Source organism: Williamsia sp. z34 (genome assembly GCF_059553395.1).
Genome location: NZ_JCANWW010000001.1, coordinates 386304 through 402222, shown reverse-complemented (window position 1 = coordinate 402222; position 15919 = coordinate 386304). Strand labels below are relative to the sequence as shown.

Annotated in this window: 13 protein-coding genes and 2 tRNA genes; 6 read left to right on the top strand and 9 right to left on the bottom strand. The window is 63.9% G+C overall.

Annotation, left to right across the window (positions count from 1 at the left end):
• Positions 1 to 21 precede the first annotated feature (21 nt).
• The gene (locus tag AC51GT_RS01945) at positions 22 to 1473 is read left to right on the top strand and encodes a carboxyl transferase domain-containing protein (protein WP_495515402.1); all 1452 of its coding nucleotides are present in this window, start codon (positions 22 to 24) and stop codon (positions 1471 to 1473) included.
• Positions 1474 to 1571: 98 nt separating this feature from the next.
• Here the strand turns inward: AC51GT_RS01945 and AC51GT_RS01940 are convergent, their stop codons facing one another.
• The 5 genes from AC51GT_RS01940 to AC51GT_RS01920 form a co-directional block, all read right to left on the bottom strand.
• Complete coding sequence (locus AC51GT_RS01940) at positions 1572 to 2090, bottom strand: DUF3145 domain-containing protein (RefSeq protein WP_496323700.1); 519 nt, start codon at positions 2088 to 2090, stop codon at positions 1572 to 1574.
• Between the two features lie 140 nt (positions 2091 to 2230).
• Positions 2231 to 3037, bottom strand: a complete 807-nt coding sequence (locus AC51GT_RS01935; protein WP_496327672.1) for a serine hydrolase domain-containing protein — start codon at positions 3035 to 3037, stop codon at positions 2231 to 2233.
• A 101-nt stretch (positions 3038 to 3138) separates the two neighbouring features.
• On the bottom strand, positions 3139 to 4275 hold the full coding sequence (locus AC51GT_RS01930; RefSeq protein ID WP_496323698.1) for an NDMA-dependent alcohol dehydrogenase: 1137 nt from the start codon (positions 4273 to 4275) through the stop codon (positions 3139 to 3141).
• Between the two features lie 156 nt (positions 4276 to 4431).
• Positions 4432 to 6033, bottom strand: a complete 1602-nt coding sequence (fadD5, locus tag AC51GT_RS01925; protein ID WP_496327671.1) for a fatty-acid--CoA ligase FadD5 — start codon at positions 6031 to 6033, stop codon at positions 4432 to 4434.
• A 63-nt stretch (positions 6034 to 6096) separates the two neighbouring features.
• Entirely contained in the window at positions 6097 to 6912 is an 816-nt protein-coding gene (locus tag AC51GT_RS01920; protein ID WP_496327670.1) for an enoyl-CoA hydratase-related protein, read from the bottom strand.
• Between the two features lie 175 nt (positions 6913 to 7087).
• Between AC51GT_RS01920 and AC51GT_RS01915 the strand changes: the two genes are divergently transcribed.
• Positions 7088 to 8359: a TetR/AcrR family transcriptional regulator gene (locus tag AC51GT_RS01915; protein WP_496327669.1), complete on the top strand. Its 1272-nt coding sequence runs from the start codon at positions 7088 to 7090 to the stop codon at positions 8357 to 8359.
• Positions 8360 to 8378: 19 nt separating this feature from the next.
• On the opposite strand, the gene AC51GT_RS01910 is transcribed toward AC51GT_RS01915, so the two are convergent.
• Complete coding sequence (locus AC51GT_RS01910) at positions 8379 to 9197, bottom strand: hypothetical protein (protein WP_496327668.1); 819 nt, start codon at positions 9195 to 9197, stop codon at positions 8379 to 8381.
• 136 nt (positions 9198 to 9333) lie between these two features.
• Here AC51GT_RS01910 and AC51GT_RS01905 point away from each other — a divergent pair, with 136 nt between their 5' ends.
• The 3 genes from AC51GT_RS01905 to AC51GT_RS01895 all read left to right on the top strand — a co-directional run bounded on the left by AC51GT_RS01905 (position 9334) and on the right by AC51GT_RS01895 (position 12305).
• On the top strand, positions 9334 to 10473 hold the full coding sequence (locus AC51GT_RS01905; protein ID WP_496327667.1) for an acyl-CoA dehydrogenase family protein: 1140 nt from the start codon (positions 9334 to 9336) through the stop codon (positions 10471 to 10473).
• A gap of 9 nt (positions 10474 to 10482) precedes the next feature.
• Positions 10483 to 11208, top strand: coding sequence for a GntR family transcriptional regulator (locus AC51GT_RS01900; RefSeq protein WP_496323692.1), 726 nt, complete (start codon positions 10483 to 10485; stop codon positions 11206 to 11208).
• 767 nt (positions 11209 to 11975) lie between these two features.
• Complete coding sequence (locus AC51GT_RS01895) at positions 11976 to 12305, top strand: histone-like nucleoid-structuring protein Lsr2 (RefSeq protein ID WP_496323691.1); 330 nt, start codon at positions 11976 to 11978, stop codon at positions 12303 to 12305.
• A 741-nt stretch (positions 12306 to 13046) separates the two neighbouring features.
• On the opposite strand, the gene AC51GT_RS01890 is transcribed toward AC51GT_RS01895, so the two are convergent.
• Together AC51GT_RS01890 and AC51GT_RS01885 are read right to left on the bottom strand one after the other, a co-directional pair.
• Positions 13047 to 13123 (bottom strand) — tRNA-Ile (locus AC51GT_RS01890).
• 221 nt (positions 13124 to 13344) lie between these two features.
• Positions 13345 to 13417, bottom strand: a tRNA-Asn gene (locus AC51GT_RS01885).
• A gap of 201 nt (positions 13418 to 13618) precedes the next feature.
• Between AC51GT_RS01885 and AC51GT_RS01880 the strand changes: the two genes are divergently transcribed.
• Complete coding sequence (locus tag AC51GT_RS01880; RefSeq protein WP_496323690.1) at positions 13619 to 13864, top strand: hypothetical protein; 246 nt, start codon at positions 13619 to 13621, stop codon at positions 13862 to 13864.
• A gap of 22 nt (positions 13865 to 13886) precedes the next feature.
• Here AC51GT_RS01880 and dnaG read toward each other — a convergent pair whose 3' ends face one another.
• Complete coding sequence (gene dnaG / locus AC51GT_RS01875) at positions 13887 to 15830, bottom strand: DNA primase (RefSeq protein WP_496327666.1); 1944 nt, start codon at positions 15828 to 15830, stop codon at positions 13887 to 13889.
• Between the last annotated feature and the right edge of the window lie 89 nt (positions 15831 to 15919).

Below are 15919 nucleotides of genomic sequence, written 5' to 3'. Positions count from 1 at the left end.
GCTGAAGATCTAAGGAGACTCATGACCACCATGGCCCCGATCACACAGCAAGAGGAATCCATTGATCCTCGGGATCCCTTGCTGCGGTTGACCAATTTCTTCGACGAAGCATCCATGTCGTTGCTGCACCCCCGCGACAAGTCGGGTGTGCAGGCCGCCGTCGGGCGGGTGAACGGTGTCCGCACCGTCGCCTACTGCACCGACGGCACCGTAATGGGCGGGGCCATGGGGGTGGTGGGCTGCAAGCACATCGTCAACTCCATCGATACCGCCATCGCCGAGCAGGCCCCGGTTGTCGGGATCTGGCATTCCGGTGGTGCCCGACTGGCCGAGGGCGTCGAAGCCCTTCATGCCGTCGGCCAGGTGTTCGAGGCGATGGTCCGGGCGTCCGGATACATCCCGCAGATCTCGATCGTCGTCGGCTTCGCCGCCGGCGGCGCGGCCTACGGCCCGGCACTGACCGACGTCGTCATCATGGCGCCGGCCGGCCGCGTGTTCGTCACCGGCCCGGACGTCGTCAAGAGCGTCACCGGCGAGGTCGTCGACATGGAGTCGCTCGGCGGGCCGCTCACCCACGGCAAGAAGTCGGGCGTCTCGCACATCACCGCAGACTCCGAACCCGACGCCTACTGGCGTGCCCGTCGCCTGATCGGAACCTTCGGTCAGCAGGGACATTTCAGTCGGCAGAAGGCCGAGGCCGGCGATACCGACCTGCGGGCCCTGATGCCCGAATCGAACCGTCGTGCATACGACGTCCATCCGATCGTGCGGGCCCTGCTCGACACGGACGTGGCTGCGGACGGCGAAACCGAGATCTCGAGTTTCGAAGAGCTGCAGGCAAAGTGGGCACCGAACATCACGATCGGTTTCGGCAGGCTCTCCGGACGCAGTGTCGGCGTCATCGCCAACAACCCGCTGCGTATGGGTGGCTGCCTCAACTCCGAGAGTGCTGAGAAGGCCGCTCGGTTCGTCCGTCTCTGTGACGCGTTCGGCGTTCCGCTGATCGTGATGACCGACGTCCCGGGCTACCTGCCCGGTGTCGGCCAGGAATGGGACGGCGTTGTGCGTCGCGGCGCCAAGCTGCTGCACGCGTTCGCCGAATGCTCGGTCCCTCGCGTCACCCTGGTCACCCGCAAGATCTACGGTGGCGCCTACATCGCGATGAACTCGCGGGCCCTGGGCGCCACGGCAGTCTTCGCGTGGCCCGGTTCCGAGGTCGCCGTGATGGGCGCCAAGGCCGCGGTCGGCATCCTGCACAAGAAGGCACTGGCCGCCGCACCCGACGACGAGCGCGAGGCACTGCACGATCGCCTGGCTGTCGAGCACGAAGCCATCGCCGGTGGCGTTGGCCGTGCGCAGTCGATCGGCGTGGTCGACGAGATCATCGACCCGGCCAAGACCCGCAGCATCATCGCCGAGGCACTCGCTTCGGCACCGGCTCGCCGCGGACGCCACAAGAACATCCCCTTGTGATCTGACGCGGTGATCTGACAAAGACACATGAAAGCGGGCCCGGACTGAAAAGTCCGGGCCCGCTTTCGTGATGGTGTCGTGTGCCGGCGTTGTGCGGATCAGCCGACGCGCTGGTGCAACCAGGTGACCTCGGCGCCCGCGCCACCCATGCGGAAGGGCTCCAACGCCTCATCCCAGGCCGTGCCCAGCGCGGCATCGAGCGCACCGGCGAGTTCCATCCCGTCGGCATGCGATGCCATCAGTGAGCGCAACTGCAACTCACCGACGATCACGTCACCGTTGGCGCTCATCGACCCCCGCCACAGACCGAGTCCGGGGACGAAGCAGAACCGTTCGCCGTCCACACCCTCGCTGGCGTTCTCGGTGATCTCGAAACGCAGGGCCGACCACTCGCGCAGAGCGTTGGCCAGGCGCGCACCGGTACCCACCGGTCCCTGCCAATCGACGGTGGCCCGCTGCAGACCTGGGCTGGCTTCCTGTGCCGACCACTTCAGATTCGCGCGGGCATCAAGAGTCGACGAGAGCGCCCACTCGACATGCGGGCACAACGCGACCGGTGCGGAATGTATAAAAACCACACCTGCCGTTACGTCCGCAAACTGATTAAGGTTGCGCACTTTCCACCTCCGGTTTCGACGAGGAACGTCTTCCCCAACGCCTGGCGAAACCACGGTAGATACCACACACTTGTTATTTATTGTGCCTCATGTGACCCGTGTTGCGCTAGTGTCCCATGGGTATTGAGTGAAAATAGTTTTCAATCGGAAAGAACTGACACCAGGGAATCGTTGAACTCGCTCCACAGCGGTTTCGCCCAGGCACCGAAGGCCCGATCGGTGAGAACCACGCATGCCGCCGACAGCGCCGGGTCCACCCACAGGAACGTCCCCGACTGACCGAAGTGACCAAAGGTCTCCGGGCTGTTCCGGCTCCCCGTCCAGTGCGGGCTCTTGTGCGACCGCAGCTCGTAACCCAGTCCCCAGTCGCAGGGGCGGTGCTTGCCGTATCCCGGGACGAATCCGTCCAGGCCCGGGAACTGCACCGATGTCGCCTCGCGGAACAGATCCGCGGAGACCAGCTCGGGTGCGAGCAGTTCCGCGGCGAACGCGGCCAGGTCCGCGACCGTGGAACGCGCGCCGTGACCGGCCGAACCCGCCAGGCCGGTCGAGGTCATCCCGAGGGGTTCACAGACGGCCTGCTCGAGATATTCCGGGAAAGCGATGTCGGCCTCGGTTTCGATCAGCTCGGCCATCACCTCGAAACCGGCGCTCGAGTAGATGCGCTGCTCCCCCACCCCGGCAACCACTTCGCGGGTGCCGAAGTCCAGGCCCGAGGCGTGCGCCAGCAGATGCCTCACAGTGGAGCCGGGCGGGCCGGCCGGCTGGTCGAGTTCGACCGCCCCCTCCTCGACCGCGACCAGCGCCGCGTGCGCCGCAAGCAGTTTGGTGACCGACGCGAGCGCGAACACCTGCGTGGTGTCACCGTGTTGTTCGATCACCTGTCCACCGGACACCACCGCCGCCGAGACGTGATCCACGGGCCAGCTGTCGAGTTGTTTGAGCATGGTGCCAATGCCATCACGCCGGGTGCGTGCGCGGCAACTGACTCGGGCCGGTGAGTGGTTGTTGCCACTCACCGGCCCGTGGCCATCTCAAAGCCGAGCGATCAGACGGTGCGGTCCTCGTCGGTGAAACGAATCACGCCGCGAATGTTCTTGCCGTCCAGCATGTCCTGGTAACCCTCATTGATCTGATCGAGGCGGTACTGGCGCGTGACCATGTCATCGAGATTGAGCTTGCCCATCTTGTACAGCGAGAGCAGCTGCGGGATATCGATCTTCGGGCTACCACCACCGAAGATGCTTCCCTGCAGATTCTTCTGGAGCAGGGTCAGCATCGCGAGGTTGAGCGTCACCTCGGTCTCCATCATGTTGCCCATACCGGTCAGCACGCAGGTGCCGGCCTTGGCCGTGATGCCCATCCACAGGTCGACATCCTTGCCGTGCACTTCACCGACGGTGACGATGACCTTCTTGGCCATGCCTCCGGCAGTCACCTCGGCAATCGTCATCGCGGCCTCTTCAACGCTGGCGAACGCGTGGGTCGCGCCGAACTTCATGGCCTGTTCGCGCTTCCACTCCACCGGGTCGATGGCGAAGACGTTGCGGGCGCCTGAGATCACTGCGCCCTGGAGCGCAGCGATACCAACACCTCCACAGCCGATGATCGCGACGTCTTCTCCCGGCTTCACATTGGCGCTATGAGTGGCCGATCCGTACCCGGTCGGCACACCGCAACCGACGAGACAGGCGACCTCGAACGGGATCGACGGGTCGATCTTCACGACGGATGTCTCGTGCACCACCATGTACGGCGAGAAGGTGCCGAGCAGGGTCATCGGGTAGACGTTCTCCCCTGCGGCGGTCTGGATTCGGAACGTATGATCCGACACCGCCTCGCCCTGGAGGAGCATTGCGCCGAAATCGCACAGATTGCTCTGGCCCGATCGGCACGACGGACATTTGCCACACGACGGGATGAAGGACAGCACCACGTGGTCGCCGACCTCGAAATCGGTGACACCCTCACCGACCTGCTCGATCACACCGGCACCCTCGTGCCCGCCGAGCACGGGGAACCCACCCATCGGGATGCCTCCGGTCACCAGATGGTGATCGGAGTGGCACATGCCCGCGGCTTCCATCCGGATCTTGACCTCACTGGGCCGCGGGTCGCCGATCTCGATCTCTTCGATCGCCCACTTCTCATTGAAGTTCCTGAGCAATGCACCTTTTGTCTTCATCGAACCCTCTCAATCGCGGCACGCACGGGTGCCTACAAGCCGCCGCACCCAGCCAGGGCCGGAGAGCAACTTCGAACAGAACAGTGACCGCAATCACGGTCTTGGGAAAAGTGTAACGTGTTTCAGTTTTGCCGCCAGCGCCAGTTGGGCGACGTGTCAGTGCAGTCCGGCATCCTTGCCGCCGTACTCCTTACGAAGCGACGGCTTGACGACCTTGCCGGATGCGTTGCGCGGCAACTCATCGATGATGATCATTTCCTTGGGCTGCTTGAATCGCGCGAGGTGTTCGTTCAGGAACTCGATCAGCTCATCGAACTCGAGCGTCTGCTCCGGCTTCAGGACGACGATCGCCACCGGCACCTCGCCCCAGCGATCATCGGCCCGGCCGACCACCGCGGCCTCGAGGATCTTCGGATGCGCAAAGAGCGCATTCTCGACCTCGGCACAGTAGATGTTCTCGCCGCCGGAGATGATCATGTCTTTCTTACGGTCGACGACGTAGACGAACCCCTCTTCGTCCATTCGCACCAGATCACCGGAGTGGAACCAGCCACCGGCAAACGCATCCGCCGTCCCCTGCGGGTTCTGCCAGTAGCCTTCCATCATCGTCGGTCCGCGGTAGACGATCTCGCCGACCTCTCCCACCGGGACATCGTTCATCTCCGCATCGACCACCCGCGCCTGCACGGCAGGGATCACCTGACCGACCGAACCGAGTTTGCGTAACGCATCCTTGCCTTCGAGCACACAGGTGATCGGCGACATCTCGGTCTGCCCGAACACCGCGACGTTCACCGCATCCGGGAAGGTGTCGGACATCGCGCGCAACACGGTGTCCGAGGCCGGCGCCGCACCCCACGAGATGACCCGGAGTTTGAGGTTGCGCGGCGTGGCCTGCTGTACCGCACACACCACCTGCCACTGCGCAGGCACCAGGAAGATCGAGGTGATCTGTTCTGCCTCCAGCACATCGAGCAACGCCTCGGGGTCGAACGCACCGAGCGGATGGATCACCGTGGGCACACCCATGTAGAACAGCGGTGCCATCGCACCCATCGCCGCGATGTGGAACATCGGCGCCACGCACGAGCCGATGTCGTCGGTCCGGATCTGCAGCGCAGAGATACAGGTCACCGCCTGCGCCTGCATGTTTGCGTGGGAAAGCATGGCGCCCTTGGGTTTACCCGTTGTCCCCGAGGTGTACATGATCATCGCGGTGGAGTTCTCCGGCACATCGATCGCCGGCAGGTCGGATGAATCCTCGGCGACGAGCGTCTCGAAGTCCAGAGCGTTCTCCACGTCGGAGGGTCCGACGATGATCAGGTGCCCCACCCCGGGCGTGCTCTTCCGGACCGCATCCGCCAGTGGAGCGAGCAGCGACTCGGTGACGACCACGGTGGCACCGGAATCGGCGATCAGGAACCCGATCTCGGGCGGTGTCATCCGGATGTTGACCGGCACCGCGATCGCACCGATCAGGTTTGCCCCGAAGATCACCTCGACGTATTCGCTGCGGTTGAGCATGAGCACCAGGACACGATCACCGAAGCGGACGCCGCGACGGTGCAATGCAGCGGCGAATGCGGTGGACCGCTCGTTCAGTTGCTTCCACGAGGTGTCCTGCCCGGCGAAGCGCAAGGCGACCGCGTCGGGCTTCATCTCCGCATGGCGACGGACATGGGTGTTCCAGTTGTTGCGCCGGGACCGGAATGGTTCCTCGACGAGATGGTCCGATTGGGGCAACGTGGTGCTCGTCATTTTCCACTTCCTTGTCGTGTGACCATTCGCCGAAATCGACCCCCGACGATGATGATTCGATTGCTACTGAGATGCCGCTGTCGGTTTCGCCTTTTTGCCACGCGCGAATGCGGTGATGAGCGCCGCGAACTCGGGTGATTGCAAGAGCTCTGTCTGTCCCTCGGTCTCGAGCTCCAACGCCAGATCGAAGCCGGTCATGGTCTGCGCGTCGATGGCCTTCTTGGTCAACGTCAGCGCCCGTGGTGAGGCGGCCAGCAGTTTGTCGACCACCTGATCAACCTTCGGCGACAACGCTTCTGGCGCCAGGACCGCGGTCACCAAACCGTCGGCGAACGCCTGGGCCGCCGGCAACCGCTCACCGAGCAGTGCCAGTTCGTTGGCCCGGGCGCGACCGACCGCCGCGGCGACTGTTGCCGTCGCCGCCCCATCCGGCATCAGTCCGATGTCGACAAAGGCGAGCAAGAAGTACGCGTTCTGGGAGGCGTAGATCAGGTCTGAGGCGAACGCGATCGAAGCGCCGATACCGACTGCTGCTCCGTCGACCACCGCGACAACCGGAACCTGCAGCGCCCGGACTGCCCGGACGACATCGGAACCGGCATTGATCGTCCGCTCGGCGCGTGCGCGGGCCTCGTCCTCAGTGGCCGGTGGCGGCGCCGTCGCCATCTCGATGAGGTCGGCACCGGTACAGAAATCCTGGCCCGGCGCCCCGATGACCACGACCCGGATCGAGGCGTCGTCCGCCCACGTCCCCAACACGTCGATCAGTTCCTGATTGGCCGCCGAATCGATCGAATTCTTCCGGGTGGGCCGGTTGATCAGAACGCGCGCAACACCCCGGTCGTCGACCGACGTGATCAGACCCTTGTCCCCTGGCATGCTCGCCACCCTAAGCTCAAATAATCACGATTGCGATGTAGATCACGTGAATCCACATTAACTTGCCAGATCTTCGCCAGACGCGTCAAGTGTTGGCCCGTCGCCCTTCCTCGCTGGTCGGCGGGACTCACCCCCTCTGCTGCAGAAGGTCTGTACCTGCCGCTAACATGGATAAATGGCTTCCGCCAACGGACGCGTCAACGACGCCCTCGCACCCGCTGCCGTCGCCCCGAGAACTCGGCAGCGACCGAAGGACCGTCGGGAACAGATAGTTCGGGTGGCTGCCGAGTCCTTCAGCGAACAGGGTTATTTCGCGACGGGTGTCGATCAGATCGCCGGAAAGGTGGGCATCAGCGGCCCGGCCCTGTACCGCCACTTCCCCAACAAATATGCGCTGTTCTCCGAGACCGTCCGCACTCTGGGCGCCGACCTGGACAGTGCGATGGCGCAGGTACCGGTCCTGCCCGGCGAGCCCGAACGCGAGTTGCATCTGCTCATCACCGAACTCACCCGGACCACCATCGAAAACCGATCGCGCGGGGCGCTCTACCGGTGGGAGGCGCGATACCTCAATCCTGAAGACCGCCGGGACCTCGGCCGGCTGGTCGGCCGGCTGCACGCCCGCTTCGCTGCGCTTCTCGATCAGATACACCCGGAGCTGTCGGCCGGCGGCGAACCCCAGCCGGGTCGTCTCGGCACCGACGCGCAGTACCTCAGCGGCGCGGTGCTCAGCGTCATCGGATCGATCACCACGCACCGGGCATCGTTACCTCGCAAGCGGATCGAGGCGGTGATCCTCGACGCCGCGATGAATGTGGCCCGCACCGACCTGCCACCGAATGATCCGGCCCCCTCGACCACACGACCGGCGGTGTCGGTGGGCCTGCCGATGGCGTCCAAGCGGGAGGCCTTGTTGACCGAGGCGATCCGGTTGATGAGCGCCCGCGGATTCCACGACGTGACGATGGAGGAGATCGGCGCTGCGGTCGGCATGAACCAATCGGGCGTGTACCGGCACTTCGATACCAAGGTCGCCATGCTCTCGACCGCCTTCGCGCGGGCCAGTGACCGCATCACCGCGGGGATCAGCGACGCCCTCGCCGAGTCGGCAACCCCGGACGAAGCCGTCGACAAGCTGGTCCGCAGATACGTGGACCTCTCGTTCGCGAACAGCGACCTGCTCAATCTCTACCTGTCCGAGATCGGCAGCGTGCCCGAACCGCAGCGTGTCGAACTCCGCGATCAGCAGCGTCGCAACGTCGAGGAGTGGGCCCAACTGGTCGGCCAGGTCCGGCCGGGCCTCAATCCCGTTGAGGCCCGGTACCTGGTGCACGCCGCGTTCAACACCGTCCTCGACCTCGGTAACTGGGTGCGTTACGACCCCCGCCCGGCCACCAAACGCCGGATCGAGGCCGTGATGACCACGATCCTGCGCCCGCACACCTGAGCGCCGCCCGGATCGTCCGTCAGACCACCTCGAAGTCCTTGATCAGCCACTTGCCGTCCACCAGTTCGAGCGTCACCTTGACCATCGACTCGTATCGGATCCCCTCGGGCAGTTGGGCATCTGTCTGTGGCGACTTGACCGTCTGATCCATCGCCACCAACACCACCGCCGTCGTCGGTGAAATCGATTGCAGTGCAGCATCTTTGGCGGACGCCGACGCAACCGCCTGCACGCCGGCACTGCCTTCGCGAGCCTGCCTCGAGCCCTCGATGAAGTCCTTCGCGAACGCCGGAGTCGAAATATCGGTGATCCGGGAATCGAGCTCGGCGAAGTTCGCGGAGTCGTAGGTCAGCAGTGCGGCGGCATACTCACCCGCGGCCGTGACCGCGCCGGGTCGCAATTCATCGAGTCGATCACCACCGGCGGCCCGGTTGTCGGCCTCGCGATACAGATGGGCCAGCACCCCGGTGGCGACCAGTGCGGCGACCAACAGGATCGAGAGCACCGGGACGGCCCAGCCCACTCGCCGGCGGACCGGCTCATCGCCGATCTTCCCCGACGTCGGCCCGGCGCCACGTCCCCGAGCGGACCGCCGCTGTTCGCGGGCCGCCTCCCTGGCCCGCTTTGCCTCGGCGACAGCGCGCATCTTCTCGCGGTTGCGACGATTCGTCTCGAGGAACTCCTCCGAATCGAACGGCGACGGATCCGCCCGGACCTCCGAATCGATGTCGGTCGCCGCGATCTCGCGATCGACCCCGGTAGCCGCGGTCGTCGCGGGTTCAGGCTTGGGCGAGTCACCGGGTTCGGCGTTTCGATCAACCTTCGCTTTCGGACTCATGCCGCCAATGTAAGCCCTCCTGCGACCGGCACCACACCACCGCTCGCTCACATCGCGCCGGAATGCAGGTATTCCATCACATATATGTGATGTGTTACTTTCAGCGTGAGTCGAACCCTATTTCAGGAGCATCGTCATGACCACTTTCACGCCCGAACAGGCCGATTTCGCCAAATCGGTCGCAGACTTCTGCGCCCGGGAGGCCGGCACCCGCGAACAGCGCGACGCTCTGACCGCCGGCGGCGCAGAGCTGCACTCGGTGGAGCTCTACAAGAAGATGGCGGACCTCGGATGGGCCGGAATCCTGGTGCCCGAAGAGTACGGCGGCGCCGGTGCCGGAAACATGGAGATGTGCATCCTGCTCGAGGAGGCAATGCGAGGCAACGCCCCGATCGGTGGCATCGGCCCGACCCTGATCACCGCTGCGGCCTACCAGAAGTTCGCCGACGAGCCGATGAAAAAAGAAGTTCTCGCCGATGTTGTTGCCGGCGAATCGCTCTCGATCTCGATGTCCGAACCCGAGGCGGGCTCCGACGTCGCCGCGCTCACCTGCCGGGCCGAGAAGGTCGATGGCGGCTGGGTCATCAACGGCCAGAAGACCTGGTGCTCCAACGCACACTTCGCCAAGAGCATCCTGCTCGTCGCCCGGACGGATCGCACCGGCAAGAAACACGAGGGCCTGACCCAGTTCCACATTCCCGCGGGTACCGAAGGCCTGGAGATCAGCGGCATCGACACGCTCGGCGGCCGCGAGGTCAACGACCTCTACTTCACCAACGTGCGCGTGCCGGACAGCGCGGTGGTCGGTGAGGTCGGCAACGGCTGGAACCAGCTCATGAGCGGACTCAACACCGAACGCCTCATCCTGGCCGCGATGCAACTCGGCGTCGCCGAACGTGCATTCGCCAGTACCCTCGAGTTCGTCAGTGAGCGCAAGCAATTCGGTCGCCCGGTGGGTACCTTCCAGGCGCTGCGGCACCGCCTGGCAGACCACGCCACCGAGATCGAATGCACCAAGCTGCTCGTCTACAGTGTGGCCGCACAGTCGGATGCGAATCCGAAGAAGATGCTGCCGCGCGAGGCGTCGATGGCCAAGCTCAAGGCCACCGAGGTCTCCAAGGCGATGACCATCGACGGCATGCAGATGATGGGTGGATACGGGTACGCAACGGAGTTCGATGCGGAGCGTTTGATGCGGGGTGCGATCATTTCCACCGTGTATGGCGGAACCAATGAGATCCAACGCGACATCATCGGCAAGACCTACGGTCTGTAACTTGCTCTGATGACCACACCTCGGGCGACCACATCCCGATCCTCGCTGCGCCGGCGACCTCAACTCTCCGAGGAGGTCGCCGGTCATCTTCGTCATCTCATCATGACCGGCGCCATCCGCCCGGGCGAGTTCATCCGGATGGACGAAACCGCCGTCGACCTGCAGGTCAGTGTGACCCCGGTGCGTGAGGCGCTGCTCACCCTGCGCGGTGAGGGGATGGTCAACCTGGCGCCGCATCGCGGATATGTGGTCGCCGACCTGACGCGCCAGGACGTCGAGGACATCTTCTGGCTCCAGGGTGTTCTCGCCGTGGAGCTTGCAGTCCGGATCGCGAAAACTGTGACCCCGGACCAACTCGACGAGCTGACCGAGCTCAACAACGAACTGCGGACCGCGGTCGAATCCGGACGGCCCGAGGACGTCACCGCTGCCGAGTTCGAGTTCCATCGCGTTCACAACCGCATCGCTGACGGCGGCAAACTGGCCTGGTTCCTGCTCAACGCCACCCGCTACACACCGCATGACCTGTACGCCAACGATCCGCAGTGGGGCGCGGTCGCCTGTGAGAGCCACGCGAAACTGATCGACGCCTATCGCAAGGGCGATCGCGACGAGGTGATCGCACAGACCCGGCGCCAGTTCACCGACGGCGCCGAGCGGCTGACCCGTCATCTCGAATCCATCGGGTTGTGGACAGACGAACCCGGCGGCCCCGGCGCGGCAACCAAGGACTGAGCAAAGGCCGGTGCGGACGCACTGTGGGGCGGCATGGGCAAAACCCGTGCCGCACTCCAGGTGGCCCGAGAATGCAAAGATGCCGACGTCCCATGACTGGCCGATCGAAACCATTTGCGCTGCAGTCGATCACACGCCATTGGCGATTCGAGCTCGCCGCGGGCCAATCGGCTACGATCCCGGTCCGTCAAATCATCGACATGCTCGACGAACGATTCGAGATCCTCCGCGGCCGACCTCGGACCAACAAGCGGCACGCCACAATGCACGCCGCAATCGAAGGCCAAGCAGGTGGCCGGGCCCGCATTCTCCGCCCGGAACTGACCGCGCTGATCGGCAAATCGATGCTCACATCACGCTTTTCCGACGCGGGCGTCATGACATGGCGGGCCGGCTCTTCGGGGTCGTCGACAACACGACCGAACTCACCGGCTATTCCCCGGAGAAGATGGACGTGGTCGAACCCGCGGCCTTGTTCAAGAATGTGCGGGATCAACCGACATCTCTTGATCGGATTCGATGCGGCACGGGTCACGCAATACGGACAAGTCAGCGGTGATCTTCCGCCTTTCGATAGTTGTCCGGATGCACGACCACCGACGTTGTCCGCCCAAGTTGTGCGGTCCGGGATCGCGGATGGTCTTCACAGCGGACCAGCTATTGCGATCTTTTGCCTTCTTCACAGGTCAAGTTGTTATGATTGACTTCCCATCAGACTCGAGTTCGTGTTCGTCGGGCGCAAAAAACAATGAGTGGAGAGTCCAGAAGTGGCCAAGAAGCAAGTAGTAGAGTTCATCGACGACCTCGACGGAAAGGTTCTCGAGGAATTCGAGACCGTGCGCTGGGGACTCGACGGCAAACAATACGAGTTCGACACGTCCCCCAAGCACGCCGAACAATTCCGCCGCGCACTCGCCAAATACCTGAGCGCCTCGCGGCGGATCAACAACTCCCGCCAGGGCGGCCGGGTGGCTGAAAAGGCCGAAAAGGCACCCACACAAGCGATTCGGGAGTGGGCCAAGGAAGAGGGTTACGAGATCAGCGACCGCGGACGAATCCCGGGCGCGATCATCGAAGCCTACGACGAAGCGCACTGACCATGGCCTGATCCAAGCTCCATTTACCCTCAAATAGGGCACGGATCATCTGCGCAGACAAGCCGGAGCACGCCTGCCCCGACCCCACAGGGTCGGGGCAGGCGCATTTTCAGGGGCCAATTCCTCCCCACCGACGATCTGCGACCTCTGCCGCCGGCACCATCGGCGAAGTCACGGTCACGGCCGCATATTGCACAGGTCACACTTCATGATTGCCGAGCTTTTCGGCGCGGTGATGACATACCGATCTCGGCGATTTCCCTTATTATCCTCACATAATTGACCGCCGTTGTTTCATATTGCCCTGCAGCACAACATCATTCAATTAACATCTACGGACGTTTGGATCAAATCGACTGGCACGCAGCGAATTAGCAAACTCCTTTGTCACAAAACTGATCTGCTCACAGGCGTCGAATTTGTTGTAAATACTCCACCTGCGAGGCGCCGGGCGTTGCCCAATCCACCCTCTCCGGAGTGTGACATCGGACAATCCGAATAGCGACGCTTCTTCGGGCGGTGGACCATGTGTCCTCCCCTGCCACGTTGTCCACCATGAACTCCATCCTCCGCGGCAAGGGCAGAGCTGTCGCGTTCGGTGTATGGGGCCCACATTCAGCTGGGGCCAACGTGACGGCCACGGGCAATTCGGGGGAAGCGGGCCCGGATGTGGTGGGCCTGTTGTCCGACGGGTTCGCCGGACGCCACGGCCGGTACCTGCCATCGTTGTTCGGTGGGTACTGGTGGGGCGGGCGGGGCTCGAACCCGCGACCTATGGATTATGAGTCCACGGCTCTAACCAACTGAGCTACCGCCCCAAGTGTGACGAAACACCGCCACAAACCTCGCTGATGCTACCGAGTCGGCATCGTCTTCGCGCAACCCGCCCCTCGGCGCGAGGCACGGACCTGACGGCGTCGAAGTGTGCCTCAACCATGGCCAATGATCGCGAACGCCAAAACTCGGCTCATCGTTTGCACCACTGGTGCAAAAAAGGTCCAGATCTCTCGGCGGAAACCGAGTGACCTGGACCTTTGCGCTCCCCCAACTGGACTTGAACCAGTAACCCTTCGATTAACAGTCGAATGCTCTGCCAATTGAGCTATGGGGGAATATCTTGGCCCTGGGGCCGAAAAAGACTTTAGCGCATAGGGGTGGTCGCATACCAAATCGTGCTGGTGGCGGCCTTTTCTGACGGCTTCACGCGGCCAGATTCCCCCACCCCGGACTCGATCAGGCAGGATGGAGACCCAACCCCCTGCGGACGCACCGAACGCGTCCGCTGCGCACGTACCACGGAGGACTGAGCACCTATGGTTCGATTTCTCGCTGCACTCGGCGTCGGCTACGTCCTCGGGGCCAAGGCCGGTCGGAAGCGCTACGAGCAGATCAACCGCGCTTACCGCACCATCGCCGAGTCCCCGGCCACCAAGAAGGCCGTCGACGTCGGCAGGCAGAAGCTCTCCGAGAAGATCAGCACGCAGCCGAAGCTGACCGAATTGCGGACCATCGACGAGGACACAACCGTGCTCGGCCCCGAGGAATACCGGAACAACTGAGAACGACGAACACCGCGCCGAACTAGGCGGTGTTCTCGTCCGGTCCCACGGCCAGCTCCAGCAGGCTCCGTCGATAGGCCTCCAGGGCCACCAGATCGCCGAACAAGGCGTTGTAGGCGTCCGGGTCGTCCCCCGGTGACATCCGGCGCAGTTTCGACTTCAGATCGGCGATCTGAGAGCCGACCCAGACTTCCTGGAGCCGCGCGAGCACGCTTCCGATGTATTTCGGGATCATGTTCTCGGACACGGACATCGCCTCGACGGCAAGTTCTGTGACCAACGACTCCAATACCGTGCCGTCCACGGACTGGGCGATGGTCTCGACCCACTGCGCTCCCCCATGGGACGCACCGGTACCACCGGCTGCCTTGATCGCCGTCCGGATGATCTCGTACGCGGGCTCGGTGAAGCACTCCTCGGGCAGCGAGTCGAAGACGGTCCCGGCTATCGCCGGATACTGCAGCGCCGACTTGAGAGCTTCCCGCTGCGCCCACAATTGCGGATCGGACGGCCGCGGCCGCACCACCGTCGGGTTCTTCGAGTCGGTATCGGGTCCTGGTACCGGTGGGGCCGACTGCACCCTGCGGTCCCGCGACTTCGAGGTGTCCTTCACGCCGGAGCGCGCGGCCTTGGCCTGCCTGACCGCCTCCTCGCGCACGCGGCGCAACACCTGGGGTACTTCTTCCCAGCCGACCCAGCCGGCCAGTTGTCGGGCGTACTCGTCGCGCAGCGCCACATCGCGAATCCGGGCGACGACCGGTACCGCCTCCCGCAGCGCGTGGACGCGGCCCTCCGCGGTGTCGAGGTCGTACGTGCACAGCAGCGCCTTGACGGCGAACTCGAACATCGGGATGCGACGGGCGATCAGGTCCCGGACTGCGGCGTCGCCATGGTTCTGGCGCAGCTCGCACGGATCCATACCATCGGGTGCCACCGCCACGAAGGTCTGCCCGGCGATGCTCTGTTCGCCTTCAAATGCCTTCAATGCCGCGGCTTTCCCCGCGTCGTCGCCGTCGAAGGTGTAGATCACCTCACCGCGGAAGTAGCTGTCGTCCATCATCAGCCGTCGCAACAACGCCAGATGATCTTCACCGAAGGCGGTTCCACACGAGGCGATCGCGGTGGTCACGCCGGCCAGATGCATGGCCATGACGTCGGTGTATCCCTCGACCACCACGGCCTGGTGACCCTTGGCGATGTTCTTCTTGGCGTGGTCGAGACCGAACAAGACCTGAGACTTCTTGTACAGCATGGTCTCTGGCGTGTTCATGTATTTGCCCATGTTGTCGTCGTCGAACAACTTGCGGGCACCGAAGCCGATGATGTCGCCGCCCAGGTTCTTGATGGGCCACAGCAGGCGACGGTGGAACCGGTCGATCGGTCCGCGCTGCCCTTGCTTGGACAGACCGGCCGCCTCGAGTTCGGCGAACTCGAACCCCTGCGCCATCAGCGCCTTGGTCATCGTGTCCCAGCCGGCGGGTGCATAGCCGCAGCCGAACTGCAGGGCCGTGGCGCCGTCGAAGGCCCGTTCGGTGAGATAGTCGCGGGCCTTCTGCGCCTCGGGCGACTTCAGCTGCTCGGCATAGAACTTCTGCGCGGCCGCGTTGGCTGCCACCAGGCGGGCGCGGGTACCGCGGTCGCGGGCGACGCTGGTGCCACCGCCCTCGTAGCTGATCTGGTAGCCGATCCGGTCGGCCAGCTGCTCCACGGCCTCGACGAAGCTGACGTGTTCGACCTTCTGCAGGAACGAATAGACGTCGCCGCCCTCACCACAGCCGAAGCAGTGGAAGTGTCCATGGTTGGGACGCACATGGAACGACGGCGACTTCTCGTCGTGGAAAGGGCAGAGCCCCTTCAATGAATCGGCGCCCGCCTTACGCAGCGCGACGTAGTCGCCGACGATGTCCTCGATGTGCGTACTCTCACGGATTGCCGTGATGTCACGATCGGGAATTCGGCCTGCCACGCAGATCAGTCTAGGCGGAACTCGTCACGCGTCCGCCCACCCCCGATGATGTGCCGTTTTGGCGGCGTCCACCTGGGAAAACGTTCGCA

What these genes read in the sequence shown, in the direction of transcription:
- AC51GT_RS01945 (WP_495515402.1), top strand. Translation starts at nt 22, where the DNA reads ATGACCACCATGGCCCCGATCACACAGCAAGAGGAATCCATTGATCCT.
- AC51GT_RS01935 (WP_496327672.1), bottom strand. Translation starts at nt 3,037, where the DNA reads ATGCTCAAACAACTCGACAGCTGGCCCGTGGATCACGTCTCGGCGGCG.
- AC51GT_RS01930 (WP_496323698.1), bottom strand. Translation starts at nt 4,275, where the DNA reads ATGAAGACAAAAGGTGCATTGCTCAGGAACTTCAATGAGAAGTGGGCG.
- fadD5 (WP_496327671.1), bottom strand. Translation starts at nt 6,033, where the DNA reads ATGACGAGCACCACGTTGCCCCAATCGGACCATCTCGTCGAGGAACCA.
- AC51GT_RS01920 (WP_496327670.1), bottom strand. Translation starts at nt 6,912, where the DNA reads ATGCCAGGGGACAAGGGTCTGATCACGTCGGTCGACGACCGGGGTGTT.
- AC51GT_RS01915 (WP_496327669.1), top strand. Translation starts at nt 7,088, where the DNA reads ATGGCTTCCGCCAACGGACGCGTCAACGACGCCCTCGCACCCGCTGCC.
- AC51GT_RS01910 (WP_496327668.1), bottom strand. Translation starts at nt 9,197, where the DNA reads ATGAGTCCGAAAGCGAAGGTTGATCGAAACGCCGAACCCGGTGACTCG.
- AC51GT_RS01905 (WP_496327667.1), top strand. Translation starts at nt 9,334, where the DNA reads ATGACCACTTTCACGCCCGAACAGGCCGATTTCGCCAAATCGGTCGCA.
- AC51GT_RS01900 (WP_496323692.1), top strand. Translation starts at nt 10,483, where the DNA reads ATGACCACACCTCGGGCGACCACATCCCGATCCTCGCTGCGCCGGCGA.
- AC51GT_RS01880 (WP_496323690.1), top strand. Translation starts at nt 13,619, where the DNA reads ATGGTTCGATTTCTCGCTGCACTCGGCGTCGGCTACGTCCTCGGGGCC.